This is a genomic window from Terrisporobacter glycolicus ATCC 14880 = DSM 1288 (assembly GCF_036812735.1).
GTDB classification, from domain to species: domain Bacteria; phylum Bacillota; class Clostridia; order Peptostreptococcales; family Peptostreptococcaceae; genus Terrisporobacter; species Terrisporobacter glycolicus.
Genome location: NZ_CP117523.1, coordinates 3197973 through 3212952, shown reverse-complemented (window position 1 = coordinate 3212952; position 14980 = coordinate 3197973). Strand labels below are relative to the sequence as shown.

Genomic DNA, 14980 nt, shown 5'->3' with positions numbered 1-14980 from the left:
AATTTTTTATTATATTTAAACAAACACAAATTATTATAAGTATGCATATATTTACAATAATAGAGTTTTTTCTATTAAAATTATTAATAGGAGTTGATAATCTTATAATATTAAATTATAAGATAAAACATGAGTCTAAGTATAAATAATAAAATGAAAATAGTTAATGTGGAGAATTTGAATTTTAGAAAAGGTCCTTCAACTAATTATGAAATAATACAATCCCTTCATAAAAATACTCAGGTGGAAGTAGTGCCACAGTCAGATGGATGGACTTTAGTTAGATGTAAAGGTGTTCTTGGATTTGTATCGAGCAAGTATTTAAGTGACAAAACAGTACAAGTAGTAGAAAAGGTTAAAAAGTATGTAAATGTAAGTGTATTAAATTTTAGAAGTGGGTCTTCAACAAAATCTTCTATTATAGGAACAATATTCAAGGGAAGTGAAGTAGAAGTAATATCAACATCAGAAGGATGGTCAAAAATAAAATATAATGCAAAAGAAGGATATGTGGCAAGTAGTTATTTAAGTAATAAAATATCAGATATTAATGAAATAATAATTTCAGTAAATTCAGAGAAGATAGTTGAATATGCTAAAACTTTACTTGGTAAAAAGTATGTTTGGGCAGATGAAGGTCATAATACTTTTGATTGTTCTGGATTCACTTGGTATGTATACAAAAACGTAGCAAAAATATCTTTACCGCGTTCATCAAAAGAGCAGGGAGTATATGGAACATATATTAACAAAAAAGATTTACAACCTGGGGACTTAGTATTTTTTGATACTGTAGGAGCTATGGATAATGTTATTTCTCATGCAGGAATTTATTTGGGAAATAATCAATTTATACATGCATCTTCTAGTCAGGGGAAAGTAGTAATTTCGCAATTAGATAGCGATTATTATTCAAAAGTTTTCGTTAATGGAAGAAGAGTATTGAGATAATTAAAGCCGCCTCTTTAAAGAGGCGGTTTTAAAAATTATTAAGGCTTTATAATTTGCATATTTATACAAAAAACAAATATGCTATAATTTCAACATAGGGGATAAAGATTGTAAGGGGGGAAGACAAATAGATAACTATGAAATGGCAAAGTCATATGAAGAAAGTTTGTCTTTATATGACAAAAAAGTTAAGGGTATTTATTATACACCCAAAATAATTGTTAACTATATATTACAAGAAGTATTTAAAAACCATAATATAATTAAAAATCCAGAGCCTAAGATTTTAGATTTATCTTGTGGATGTGGGAACTTTTTAATAGAAGCATATAATATGATATATAAATTAATAAAAAATAACATAGATGAAATAAATGAAGCGTACGGTGGAAACTATATCAATAATGTAAGCGACCATATTATAAATAAATGTATTTATGGAGTAGATATAGATAAAGATGCCATAAATATTTTAAAAGAAACATTAAATAAAAAGAAATCATATAATTACAATGAAGAAAATCAATCAACAATAAACAACATAAATTGTGGAGATGCTCTAAAAAAGAATTATAATATGAAATTTGATTACATTATAGGAAATCCACCATATATTGGACATAAGATGCTAGATAAGGAATATAAAAAATTTTTATTAAGTGAATATAAAGATGTTTATAAAGATAAAGCTGATATATATTTTTGTTTTTATAAAAAGGCTTTAGATCTAATAAGTGATGAAGGTAAAATAGGGCTTATTACACCGAGATACTTTTTAGAAAGCCCATCTGGTAAACTTCTTAGAGACTATCTTATGAGTAATTGTGACATAAAAAAGATTATAGATTTAAAAAATGTTAATATATTTAAAAACTTAGGAATAGCACCTCTTATAGCAATTTTGGAGAAAAAAACCAATTATAATATATTAGCTACATACAAAATAAGAGATAATACAAATGTTGAAAATATAAAAGACTTAAAAATATTATTAAATAGTGAAAAATGTGAAAAAATAAGTATTAATCAAGTGGATTTAAGGAATAATTGGATAATACTTAATTATGAAGATAAAATACTTTATGATAAAATAGTTCAAAAAAGCAAATATAATTTAGAAGATATTTGTATAAGTTTTCAAGGTATAATTACTGGTTGTGATAAAGCCTTTATATTAAATATTGAAGATGAAAGAATAGAACATATTGACAAAAAGCTTTTAAAGTCATGGATAAAAAATAGAAATGTAAATCAATATATAATAGAACAAAGTAATCAAAAATTAATTTATTCAAATGATATTGATGAAATTCAAAGCTATTCTTATGTAGAAGAAAATTGTTTTAAACCTTATAAGGAAAAATTGGAAGGCAGAAGGGAATGTATTAAGAAAGTTAGAAAATGGTATGAGCTTCAATGGGGAAGAGAAAAAAGTTTGTTTGAAAGAAAAAAAATTATGTATCCATACAAAAGTTCTAATAACAAGTTTGCCATAGATGATAATGATAATTTTAGTAGTGCAGACGTATACTCATTTTATATTAAAGAAGAATATGAAAACATATTTTCCTATGAGTATATAGTGGGAATATTAAACAGTGAGGCATATGATAGATATTTTAAAATGATAGGAAAAGGTATGGGAAATAAAATATATGATTATTATCCAAATAAAGTAATGAAATTAAAAATATTTAAAGATGAAAATTATAGTGAAATAGAGGCTCTTAGTAAAAAAATAATTTCAATAAAAAAAGAAGTTGAATCGATTAAAAATAATAAAAAGTTGCAAGATAAAAAAAATGCCATTAATAAGGAAATTAATTACCTTGAAAATGAAAGCCATTTCCTGCAAAATAAAGTTAACGAATTAATTAATAAATCACTTAACTTATAGCAAGTTTACTCTAAACAATTCATATAATAAAATAATGAATTATTTGGAGGTGAGATAAGTGATAGATATAAATATAAATGAAGAAGAAAAGAAAGTTTATATTGATGTAAGTGGCTTTATAAGTAAAAGAGAAGCAAATAATTTTTTAAATACTTATAAGCAAACTATGAAAAATAAAAAATCATCATCGTATAAACTAGTAGTTTCTCCATCTTTTTTCGAATGCGAAAATGAGGATGATATAAGAACAGTATGTATGGCTTTTTTAAAAACGGGATATAAAAAAATTTATCTTGTTGATGAAGAAAATTATATAATGAACAACTTATCACTAAAACCGATTGAAAAGAAATTATTTTTAAAGTCAGTAAAAGTTGTAAACACTAAAGGGGCTATAAAATAACATGGAAAAAATATGGAGAATGTATTATATTATATATATTCTCCATGAAAAGTTAGGTGATAAAATGAAAAAAGGTCTTGTATTAGAAGGTGGGGGAACAAAAGGCGCTTATCAAATAGGTGCATATAGAGCCTTAACAGATTTAGGAATGCAATTTACTGGTATAGCAGGAACTTCCATAGGAGCATTAAACGGAGCGCTTATTGTTCAGGGAGATTTCGATGCCATGGAAGATATTTGGGTAAATTATGATTATAAAAGTTTTATGAATATAGATGAAGACACATATGAAAGATATAAAAACCTTGAAATGAGGGTAAAGAGCTTACACGATGTGGTTGAACTAATGAATAAAGCTAGAAAAAATCAAGGAATAGATATAAGCCCACTTAGAAAATTACTAGAAGAAAAAATTGATGAAGAGAAAATTAGAAAATCTAAAATTGATTTTGGTATAACTACAGCATATTGGGATGGAAAGATATTTCCAAAACTTCTATATACAGAGGATATACCAGAAGGAAGGTTGATAGATTATTTAATAGCTAGCTCATCATTACCAATATTTCAATTGGACAAGCTAGATGACAAACTTTATCTAGATGGAATGTTTTCAGACAATATACCAATTAATATGTTGGCACAAAAAGGATATGATGATATAGTAGTAATTAGATTAGTGGATGACTTTCTTGGTAAAATGATAATAAACCGATATCAAGATTTGAATTTAAAAGTTATAGTGCCGTCTCAATGTTTGGGAGGTTCTCTTAATAAAGATAAGGATCATATTGAGTCGAATATAAAGCTTGGATATCTAGATACTATGAAAGCTTATAAAAGATATGATGGTGTTAATTATTTCTTCAATCTTGACTGTAAATATAATGAGGATTATTGTTTTAATAAAATATGTAATTTGAGTAAAGACACTATAAATGATTTATGCTATTTATTAAATATAAAAAAAGATATAAATCGTAGAACACTAATGGAAAATGTTATACCTAAAATTATAGAAGTTTTAAATATTGACAAAAACTCTTCTTACAAAGATATTTTTTACAGTATATATGAAAGAAAGCTTGAGGAAAATAATATAAATAGGGTTGAACTTTATGATTTTAATAAAGTCATCCAAATTTGTAATAAACAAATGAATGGCGACAAGCTACTTGTCAATCACTCAACTAGTAAATTAGCGAAAATAATCACTAATTTGATTATTTATGATTTTAATAAACAAAAATAAGCTAATTATTTAATTAAATTTTTTAATTTGCCTGGAGGTTGTAAAATGGAAAAGGTAGTAGTAATCAAAAATGAAACAGGTTTACATGCAAGACCAGCTGGTATGTTTGTAAAAAAAGCATCAGAATTTACTTCAACAGTTGAAGTAAAATGCAAAGGTAAAGTAGTAAACGCTAAATCAATAATGGGAATAATGAGTTTAGGCCTTGGAAAAGGTGAAGAAGTAACTATATGTGCAGCTGGTGCAGATGAAGAAGCAGCAGTTAATGCATTAGTTGAATTAGTAGAGTCTGGATTTGGTGAATAATCCAATTAAAACCTGGGTATAAACTACCCAGGTTTTAATGTAATAATATCTTTAGGAGGAAAAGCAACATGTTAAAGGGTATAGGAGCATCTCCAGGTATTGTTTTGGGGAAAGCGTTAGTAGTTGAAGATACGCAGTTAGTAATAGAAAGAAAATCAATAACTGATTGTGAATCAGAAGTAGCGAAATTAAGAACTGCTGTTGAAGTTTCAAAAGAGGAATTAACAAAAGTAAAGGAAAAGGCTTTAGCAGAACTTGGTGAGCACGAAGCTGAAATATTTGAAGCACATTTATTAGTGTTAGAAGATCCAGAATTAGTTGAATCTGCTGTTAGTAAAATAAATGATGAAAAAGTTAATGCAGACTTTGCATTAAATGAAATAAAAGAAATGTTCGTAGGTATGTTTGAATCTATGGACAATGAATATATGAGAGAAAGAGCAGCTGATATAAAAGACGTAACAAATAGAGTTCTTAGACACATATTAGGTGTAAAAGTTGTAGACTTAGCGGACTTAGCTGAAGAAGTAGTATTAGTTGCTCATGATTTAACACCATCTGATACAGCAACAATGGATAAGAAAAAAGTTTTAGGATTCTTAACAGATATAGGTGGAAGAACTTCTCATACTGCTATAATGTCTAGAACTTTAGAAATAGCTGCTATAGTTGGTTTAAGCGATGCTACTAAAGAAATAAAAGATGGTGATTTTGTAGCATTTAATGGAGATACTGGTGAAGTAATAATAAATCCAGATGAAGAAACTATAGCTGAATATACAAAATTAAAAGCTGATTTTGAAGAATACAAAAAAGCATTAGAATTATTAAAAGGTAAGGCTTCAATAACTACTGATGGAAGACATGTGGAACTTGCAGGTAACATAGGTACTCCAGGTGACGTAGAAGGTCTTATAAAAAATGATGCTGAAGGTGTAGGACTTTATAGAACAGAATTCTTATATATGGACAGAAGTGATTTCCCAAGTGAAGAAGAGCAATACAATGCGTACAAAGCAGTGCTTGAAGGAATGGACGGAAAGCCAATAGTTATAAGAACATTAGATATAGGTGGAGATAAGAAATTAGACTACCTTCCAATGGACGAAGAAATGAATCCATTCTTAGGATATAGAGCCATTAGACTTTGCCTAGATAGAAAAGAAATATTTGTAACTCAACTTAGAGCTTTATATAGAGCAAGTGTACATGGAAAATTAAGAATAATGTTCCCAATGATATCATCATTAGAAGAATTATTACAAGCTAAAGAAGTTTGTGAAGCAGTTAAATCACAGTTAAAAGCTGAGCAAATAGCTTATTCTGAAGAAGTAGAAGTTGGTATGATGATAGAAGTTCCATCTGCCGCAGTAATATCAGATGTACTTGCTAAGCATGTTGATTTCTTCTCAATAGGAACTAATGACTTAATACAATATACTTGTGCAGTTGATAGAATGAACCAAAAAATAAGTTACTTATACAACCAATTTAATCCGGCTGTACTTAGACTTATAAAAATGGTTATAGATAATGCACACAAAGAAGGTAAATGGGCTGGAATGTGTGGAGAGTCTGCAGGAGACCAATTAATGATACCAATATTACTTGGATTTGGATTAGATGAATTTTCAATGAGTCCAATATCAATATTGCCTGCTAGAAAATTAATAAATTCAGTAAGCTTTGAAGATATGAAAAAATTCTCAGAGGAAGTATTATCTCTTGGAACTTCAGAAGAAATAAAAGCTTATGTAGAAAAAACTTTTAGTAAATAATTAACTTAAATAATAGAAAAAAGCTATCTTGTATAAGATAGCTTTTTACATATTAAAAAATTATAAATTTGGAGGATATATGCAGATTTTAGAAAATAATAATTTAATAATAGAGACTAAAAGTAGTGGAGCAGAATTAACAAGAATATATTCTAAGAAATATAAGAAAGAAATTTTATGGAATGGAGATAAAAAATATTGGAGGAGACAGTCTCCTGTATTATTTCCTATTGTGGGAAAATTAAAAGAAGATAAAACTTTAATAGAAGGTGAAATATATAATATAAATCAACATGGATTTGCTAGAGATATGGATTTTGATTTAATAAATAAGGATGAAAATACTATAACCTACAAGTTAACATCTAATGAAAAAACAATAAAAATATACCCATATAATTTTAATCTCTTCATCTCATATACAATAGTAGAAGAAAAAGTTAAGATTACTTGGAATGTACAAAATATTGATTTACAAGATATATACTTTTCCATAGGAGCTCATCCAGCATTTAGTATTTCATCACCAGAAAACTTATGGGAGTACTATATTGAATTTAAGTGTAGAAAAAATGTGCAAAAAATTAATTTAGAAGGCCCTTATTATAGTGAAATAGATGAAGTGAACTCTCCATCTACACTGAAACTAAACCCTGGCGTATTTAAAAATGATGCAATCATTTATACTAATATAGATGAGATTTCACTAAAGTCTACAAAAGAAGAATGCTATATTAATGTAAACTTTAAAGACTTTCCATTAGTAGGAATATGGACGCCATATTATAAAGATAGCAATAGTACAGCACCATTTATTTCAATAGAACCTTGGTATGGATTGGCAGATAGTGTTGATTGTAACGAAATATATAAAAATAAAAAATATATTAATAAATTAAATGCTGGTGAGAGCTTTGAAGTAAGTTATTATATTGAAGTTAAGTAAAAAGTAGATAAAATAAATGGTATTGTTGTATACTAAAAATATTAAATAACTTAGACAAAGGAGATACATGTAAATGAGTGTATATGGAAATTTACAAAAGATAAAAAATGGAAAACGAACTTATGCCATAACACCACATATTCCAGGTGGATTTATTCTTCCAGATAATTTAATAAAAATAGGAGAAGTAGCTAAAAAATATAAGGGCGTTTTAAAAATAACTTCTGGTCAAAGAATTTTAATTACAAATTTAAAACAAGAGGACTTACCGGCAATATGGGAAGAACTAGGAATGGAACCAGCTGTAAAAGTACAAAATTCACTTAAAAATGTGGAAATGTGTCCATCAAACTATTGTAAGCGTTCCAAATATCCGACTATTGGGATAGGCATGAAAATTAGCAGGAAATTTCATGGCATGGAACTTCCATGCAGAACTAAAATAGGTGTGGCAGGATGTAAAAATGCATGTACAAGTGTATACTCTAAAGATATAGGAGTAATTGTTGACTTAGATAGTACTTTTTATATTACTGTTGGTGGTAGTGCAGGGTATTATCCAAGAAGCGCAGACATACTTATTAAAGGGTTGTCAGAAAAGGATGCTTTTAATTTAGTAAAAACTATACTTTTTTATTATAAAGACACAGCAAAACCAGGTGAAAAACTAGGAGATTTTATAGATAGGATAAGTTTAGATACTTTTAGAGAAGAAGTTCTTAATATAGTTAATTTAGAACTTAAATTATAATACTATTATACTAAAGAGTTATAGCATTTTCTATAACTCTTTAATTATATATTTATCTTTTTACAGCAAAAATAGCTATTCTAGCATTGTCGTACTCATAACTACATGTTGACAAAGTTAATATTTGATCTTTTGAAGTAGCAATATTCCTGTTATACATAGATTTACCTAAGATTTTATTTATAAAGTTATTAAAATCTTGTTTATTATTAAATTTCACATTATTATATCCAAAATTAGCATCATAAACGCCTATGGCAAATATTTCATAGGTATATGTAGTATGTGGTGTTTTAAGAGTTATAATTTTATTATTTTTAAAAAAATCTTCATCTTTAAATTTTTCCATCTGACCAAACATAGTAGAATTTCTCATATGGTGGCCATAAATAACAGAGTTAGAATCTGTTTCAAGATTATTTCTATAGTCTAGAAATATAGATCCTGCAGGTAAGTAATTTTTATTAAAATCATGGTTTAGATAAAAATCATTGTCACTTCCTTGAACAACAGGATAATCAATATTTGTACCCTCCACACTAATCCAAAGTTCATAATCTGAATTTATGGATGATAAATTCTTTGCAGCTTCATTCATATCTTTCGAATTTTCTTTTGTATTTCTAAGTTGAGAATAAACGTCATCAGCTTTTTTATAATCTTTTAAGGTAGTATAAATCTTATAACCAGATATACAAATTACTACTATACATATGAATGTTAATACATTAAGAAATAATTTTTTCATTAAATCTATCCCCCTTTAATATATAATTTTATACATTATTTTACTAAAAATAAACACAATTTAATTAAAACAGAAGAATATATGTAATTATTATTTAAAACAATAATAAACTTAAAGTGAGTGATTATTTATATTAATACAAAGGAGTATAAAATGAATAATAGTAGTGAATTAAACAATAATGAAAATTCTTACACAATGATAAAAATTGTAGCTTTACTAATTGGATTACAGATAAGTAGAATAGCACTAAAGCAAAGTGCATTTTTATTTTTATCTTATAGCAAATTTAATGATGTATTAATATCTATGATTGTAATGTTTTTACTTACGTTATTTGTAATATATAAATCAAAAAAAGAAAAAATTTCTCTAGATATTTTTTCTTATATGAAAAATAAAGAATCAAAAATTTATTACTTTATTGTAACTGGAGCTGTATTAGGTTTAATTTTTACATCTCCTTCTTTTTTGACAAAAACATCAATAGAAAGTATTTTACCATTACTTTATACTACCATAATGACACCTATATATGAAGAACTTCTATTTAGATCTTACATATGGAATGTTTTGAAACAAGAAAATGAGGATGAAGTAAGAGTCTATTTTTTAACTACAGTTCTATTTTCTATCTATCATATTGGTTATATAGATACAATTATTATGACAAGTGGATTTAATCATATGACATTAATGATTCTAATTAAATGTTCACTAATGTTAAGTTATGGATTCTTTATAGGATTTTTTAGATATAGAATAAAAAACTCATACTCTTGTATATTGGTTCATAGTTTTATAAATATATTTAATAGATAAAAATATTTGTAATTTATGGATTGTAATTAGTAATTAAGTACTATAATTAAAATAAGAAAATTAGTTGCTATGCAGGGGAGGTCAAGATGAAAAATATTTTTAGAGAGCTTAATGTAAAAGAAGATTTTTCTGAAGAGGAAGTCAAGGAATCTTATTTCAATTTGATGAAAAAATATTATGATGAATTAAGTATAGATGATTCAGTTTTGTTCCTTGCACAAAAAAGAATAGATAGAGTAGACGAAGCCTTTGAAATGATTTCATCCATAAAGGATTTTGATTATTTAGAAGATAAGTATGATGTTTTATATACTATGTGCGAAGAATATAAAAAGAAAAAAAATTACAAAAAAGCTTTATTAATATCAAATGAGCTTATTGATTTTATACCAATATTTCCAGATAGTTACTTATTGAAAGCGGATATACTAGCAGAAATAAATGAACATGAGGAAGCAATCAAATATTTTGAAATTGCTGAAGATATGGAAGCGGAGATTAAAGAAGATCAATATATACAATATCTTAAATCACAAAGTCAGATAGAAGCTAAAAAGTATGAAGATGCAATTAAGACTTTAAAGAAAATCACAAAATTATATGGAGATAATCCATTTTTCTTTTTTGATATTGCATGTTGCTATGAAGAATTAGGAGATGAAAAAATGTATAAATATTATTGTGCTAAGAGGGATAACTATTGGAAAGAGCATGAAAATGATTAAGGGGGGTGTGAGCCCTCTTTAATTATGTGAAGAAATAACTTTGTATTTATGATATTATTAATAATAAATGACAAATTTAGGGGGGACAAATATGAAATATAAATTATGCTTATTTGATTTTGATTACACTTTAGCAGATACAACAAAGCCCATAGTAGAATGTTTTAGGCATACTTTTGAAACAATGAATATAGATGGCTTTGATAGAGAAAAAGCTATTAAAACTATAGGTATGACATTGGATAATGCCTTTCCAGAACTAACAGGAATAAAGGATGAAGAAAAGGTTCAAGAACTTGTATCAATTTATAGAGTTAAATCAGATGAGATTACAATTCAAAATACTGTTTTATTTGAGGATACTGTTGAAACACTACAAACCCTTAAGAAAAATGGAATAAAGGTGGGGATAGTATCTAGTAGAATGGGAGCTAGAATAGATAAAATATTAGAACACTTAGATTGTAGAAAATACGTTGATTATATAATAGGTTATGAAAATGTGACAACTCATAAACCAAATCCAGAAGGATTAATGAAAGCATTAGAATACTTTAACTGTAAAAAAGAAGATGTATTATATGTTGGAGATAGTTATATAGATGCTAAGGCAGCAGAAAATGGACAAATAGATTTTGTTGGAGTTACTACTGGAACTACATCACAAAACGACTTTAAAGAATATAATAATATTAAGATAGTAAATAATTTATCATCTATACTAGATGTTATATAGAAGATATTATTTATTACTTTAACATTTATTTAAATGGGGGAGACTTATGAAAGATAAATTTGTAATTACTATTGGTAGAGAATATGGTAGTGGTGGTGGAGAAATAGGAAGAAGATTAGCAGCGTATTTTAATATACCATGCTATGATAAAGAATTACTAACTATTGTTGCAAAAGAAAGTGGATACTGTAAGGAATATTTTGAGAAGTACGATGAAAAACCATTAAAAGTGTTGAGTTACTTTGGATATGACTATGGTTCAAATAATTTACCTATTAACCACCAATTATTTTTAAAACAATTTAATTTGATACAAAAACTTGCTAGTGAAAAATCTTGCATATTTGTAGGAAGAGCATCAAATTATGCATTAAAAGATTTTGATAATGTATTTAATATATTTATTCATGGAGAATTTGAATTTAGAAGAAGAAGAGCTATAATTGAACATAATGTAAAGGAAGAAATAAGTGCTTCTGTTGTTAAAAAAATAGATAAAGAAAGAGCATCTTATTATAAATACTATACAGACTCTTACTGGGGAGATGCAAAGAACTATCATTTATGTTTAGATACTAGTTTTATAGGTATAGATGAGGCAACAAGAATGATAATAAACTTTGTAGAAAAAAGATATAAATAATAAATTAATATACAAAGAATTAATTAAAAAAGCTGGACATATAACAAATATGTCCAGCTTTTTAGCTACTGATAATTTATAATTTAAACATTTATAGAGTCTAATATATTAGTTTTGCATAATTCTTTTGGCGTTGAAAAATGAATACCACACATAGATTTACATTTTTCATGAGCTCCCCATAATGCTAAACCAAAATCCATTTGTGCATTTCTAGCACACTCTATATCATAATAAGTGTCACCTATAAATAATGCGTCTTTAGCTGAAATTTTTGATTGTTGAATAATTTTTAAAAGTGGATCTGCACTTGGTTTTGGATGTTCAACTTCATCTATACAAACTACATAATCAAAATAATGGTTAATATTGAAATGCTTAACTGTTGTATCATATTCAAATCTAGTTTTAGAAGTGGCAATGGCAAGAATAACATTATTTTTTCTTAAGTATTCTAAAGTATCTTTAATTTCATCGAACAATTTTATATCTTCTTTGTAATCATCAATGTACTTAACCCACTTACTATAACTAAATCCATTATCTCTAATACCGAAATTTGAAAAGACTTCATCTCCAGGCATACCAATAGCAAATTCTAACTCTTCTAAGTTTACTTTAATATCATGATGTTCTTTTAAACATTTTTGTAGTCCTTTTAATACAGCAGATTCCGTATCTAATAATGTGCCATCAATATCAAAAATTATTAATTTATACATAGATTACTCCTTTTAAACAGTATTTTGGCAATTTTAATCTTAATAAAAATTATACATTACTTTACAATAGAATGTATAGTATAAATCTTTTCAAGCTTTTTTGAAGGGATTTATACTGTTATATTTTTTTGCAATAAACAGTGAAAGACATTTGACTGTTTTATATTTAATAATGCTGATAGAATTTAATCATAGCAATTGGGGGGAGAAAAATGAAGAAGAGAACAAAAGAAATACTATTGGAAATTATAGATAGAAATGACATAACAATATCATCTTTGGCAGAAAACTTTAGTGTATCCCAAAGGACGATAAGAAATGATTTAAATGATATTAATGATTTTCTTAAAGAAAATAATATTTCACTTTTATCTTTATGTAGTAATGGTAAGATTGAAAAAAAAGATGACATTAAAGATGCATATGAATTAATTTCTGATAGAGATTTTTATACATATAAGTTATCAAAGGAAGAAAGAAAAATAATGATTGCTATTATACTTATAGAGTCTTCAGAATATATTACACTTTCGAAAATTGCAGATACCCTTTATGTAAGTAGAGCAACCATAATAAATGACTTAGGAAGGGTTAAGGAATATTTAAAGTCTGGTAATCTAACTGTCATATCTCATGCCAATAAAGGTTTAAGACTTGATGGATTGGAAAGTGATAAAAGAAGCTTTTTATTAAATATTATTTTATCAGATCAAGATAATAAAAACTTAATCTCATCTATAAATAGTGAAAACCTATTGTTAAAAAGTGATATGGATAAAATACATAGGATTATTAATGAGCAGGAACATGCACATGAAAAATATCTTACTGACTCATCTTACTTAAAATTAAAGTCTTATTTGACTATAGCCATATTAAGGCTTAAAAAAGGTGAATTAATAGAAAAGCAAAATATTACTTGCAAAACAAAGCTTCTGATGTCCCAAGATATATTCAAATATATTTCTCAATATTGCAATATTATGACAACAGTAGATGAGGAAATGTTTTTAAGTAGAGTATTAAATGGACTTAGATATTTAAAAAAGGACAATGAAAATGAAAGTATGGTGAAAATTCAGCTTTTAACAAGACAATTTATAGAAGGCGTATCACATGAGTTAAAAATGAACTTAAATGATGATTATGATTTTTATCAAAATTTATCTAATCATTTAGAATCCATATTTAGAGCAAAAAATAATAATTTACAACCTAATGAATTTATAGATGCGGTGGTAATAAAAAATCCTAATGTCATTATGGCAGCTAGAAAACATATAGATATTATTGAAAAATATGCACAAAGAAAAATATGCGATATAGAGCTTGCTTATATAACGATTCATATTTGTGCAGCTATAGAAAGAAAGAAAAATCAAGAAATAGCTTTCCACATTATTTTAGTATGTAACGGAGGTATAGGAACCTCACAGTTGCTTTTAGCTAAGTTAAAGACGCATTATAACTTCCAAATAGTTGACATAGTATCATCTCATGATGAAAAAAACATAAATAATAGAAATGCTGACTTAGTAATATCAACTGTGCCATTAGAAAATATAAAAAGTGATTATGTGATAGTATCTCCACTTTTTACAGATGAAGATTACATAAGATTAGGAAGTAAAATTGATGAAATTAGAAATGCTAGAAACATTCCACCAAGAATTGAGAAAAAAGAAGTAACTGCAAAGGGGCTTTTGAATAAATTAAAATCAGTTTTTATGGAATTTGAAGATAAAATACCCGTAGAATTAACTGAAAAAGTTACAGATGCAATATTAGATTATTTTGATGATGGAAGCCATGAAGAATTGGATTATACAAAACCATACCTTCATCATCTATTGCCAAGTTCTAATATTAAATTAGATGTGGAGTGTGATAATTGGAGAGATGCAATTAAAATTTCAGCAAAAAAATTGCTAGATGATGGTTATATAGAAGAACGATACATAGATAGCATGATTGCAAATATAGAAGAAAATGGCCCTTATGTAGTAATATCAGAAGGATTTGCCATGCCTCATGAAGGTATAGACTCTGGAACAAAAAAAGTTGGAATGAACTTAATTAGGTTAAAAAATCCTATAATGTTTGGTGATGGCGAAGAAGGAGAAGAAGAAGTGAAGTTTGTTTGTTGCTTAAGCGCAATAGACCATAATACACACTTAAAAGCCTTTTTCAATTTAGTAAACATGTTAGGTCAAGATAAATTTAAAGAAGCAATGGAAAATGCTAAAACTGAATATGAATTATCTGAAATTATAAGAAGATATGAATATAGCATCTAGGGA

15 protein-coding genes are annotated in these 14980 nt (G+C 26.7%); 13 read left to right on the top strand and 2 right to left on the bottom strand.

The window, feature by feature from the left end:
* The first annotated feature begins 129 nt into the window (after window positions 1-129).
* The 8 genes from TEGL_RS15805 to TEGL_RS15770 all read left to right on the top strand — a co-directional run bounded on the left by TEGL_RS15805 (window position 130) and on the right by TEGL_RS15770 (window position 8284).
* On the top strand, window positions 130-951 hold the full coding sequence (locus TEGL_RS15805; protein ID WP_018591433.1) for a C40 family peptidase: 822 nt from the start codon (window positions 130-132) through the stop codon (window positions 949-951).
* 142 nt (window positions 952-1093) lie between these two features.
* On the top strand, window positions 1094-2848 hold the full coding sequence (locus tag TEGL_RS15800; protein ID WP_018591432.1) for an Eco57I restriction-modification methylase domain-containing protein: 1755 nt from the start codon (window positions 1094-1096) through the stop codon (window positions 2846-2848).
* A gap of 58 nt (window positions 2849-2906) precedes the next feature.
* The gene (locus TEGL_RS15795) at window positions 2907-3251 is read left to right on the top strand and encodes a hypothetical protein (RefSeq protein ID WP_018591431.1); all 345 of its coding nucleotides are present in this window, start codon (window positions 2907-2909) and stop codon (window positions 3249-3251) included.
* A 1-nt stretch (window position 3252) separates the two neighbouring features.
* Window positions 3253-4503: a patatin-like phospholipase family protein gene (locus TEGL_RS15790; RefSeq protein WP_018591430.1), complete on the top strand. Its 1251-nt coding sequence runs from the start codon at window positions 3253-3255 to the stop codon at window positions 4501-4503.
* A gap of 45 nt (window positions 4504-4548) precedes the next feature.
* Window positions 4549-4809: an HPr family phosphocarrier protein gene (locus TEGL_RS15785; protein WP_018591429.1), complete on the top strand. Its 261-nt coding sequence runs from the start codon at window positions 4549-4551 to the stop codon at window positions 4807-4809.
* Between the two features lie 68 nt (window positions 4810-4877).
* Complete coding sequence (ptsP, locus tag TEGL_RS15780; RefSeq protein WP_018591428.1) at window positions 4878-6587, top strand: phosphoenolpyruvate--protein phosphotransferase; 1710 nt, start codon at window positions 4878-4880, stop codon at window positions 6585-6587.
* Between the two features lie 79 nt (window positions 6588-6666).
* Entirely contained in the window at window positions 6667-7533 is an 867-nt protein-coding gene (locus tag TEGL_RS15775; protein ID WP_018591427.1) for an aldose 1-epimerase family protein, read from the top strand.
* A gap of 73 nt (window positions 7534-7606) precedes the next feature.
* Window positions 7607-8284, top strand: coding sequence for an NAD(P)/FAD-dependent oxidoreductase (locus TEGL_RS15770; RefSeq protein ID WP_018591426.1), 678 nt, complete (start codon window positions 7607-7609; stop codon window positions 8282-8284).
* Between the two features lie 52 nt (window positions 8285-8336).
* On the opposite strand, the gene srtB is transcribed toward TEGL_RS15770, so the two are convergent.
* Window positions 8337-9032, bottom strand: a complete 696-nt coding sequence (gene srtB, locus TEGL_RS15765) for a class B sortase (protein WP_018591425.1) — start codon at window positions 9030-9032, stop codon at window positions 8337-8339.
* 153 nt (window positions 9033-9185) lie between these two features.
* Here srtB and TEGL_RS15760 point away from each other — a divergent pair, with 153 nt between their 5' ends.
* The 4 genes from TEGL_RS15760 to TEGL_RS15745 all read left to right on the top strand — a co-directional run bounded on the left by TEGL_RS15760 (window position 9186) and on the right by TEGL_RS15745 (window position 11958).
* Window positions 9186-9854, top strand: coding sequence for a CPBP family intramembrane glutamic endopeptidase (locus TEGL_RS15760; protein ID WP_018591424.1), 669 nt, complete (start codon window positions 9186-9188; stop codon window positions 9852-9854).
* An 86-nt stretch (window positions 9855-9940) separates the two neighbouring features.
* A complete protein-coding gene (locus tag TEGL_RS15755) occupies window positions 9941-10579 on the top strand; it encodes a tetratricopeptide repeat protein (protein ID WP_018591423.1) in 639 nt (212 codons plus the stop codon).
* Window positions 10580-10670: 91 nt separating this feature from the next.
* Window positions 10671-11315, top strand: coding sequence for an HAD family hydrolase (locus TEGL_RS15750; RefSeq protein WP_018591422.1), 645 nt, complete (start codon window positions 10671-10673; stop codon window positions 11313-11315).
* 46 nt (window positions 11316-11361) lie between these two features.
* A complete protein-coding gene (locus TEGL_RS15745; protein ID WP_018591421.1) occupies window positions 11362-11958 on the top strand; it encodes an AAA family ATPase in 597 nt (198 codons plus the stop codon).
* A gap of 83 nt (window positions 11959-12041) precedes the next feature.
* Here TEGL_RS15745 and TEGL_RS15740 read toward each other — a convergent pair whose 3' ends face one another.
* Window positions 12042-12680 (bottom strand): HAD family hydrolase, encoded by a 639-nt coding sequence (locus TEGL_RS15740; protein WP_018591420.1) that lies wholly within the window; start codon window positions 12678-12680, stop codon window positions 12042-12044.
* Between the two features lie 212 nt (window positions 12681-12892).
* Between TEGL_RS15740 and TEGL_RS15735 the strand changes: the two genes are divergently transcribed.
* Window positions 12893-14977, top strand: coding sequence for a BglG family transcription antiterminator (locus tag TEGL_RS15735; RefSeq protein ID WP_018591419.1), 2085 nt, complete (start codon window positions 12893-12895; stop codon window positions 14975-14977).
* Window positions 14978-14980 lie beyond the last annotated feature (3 nt).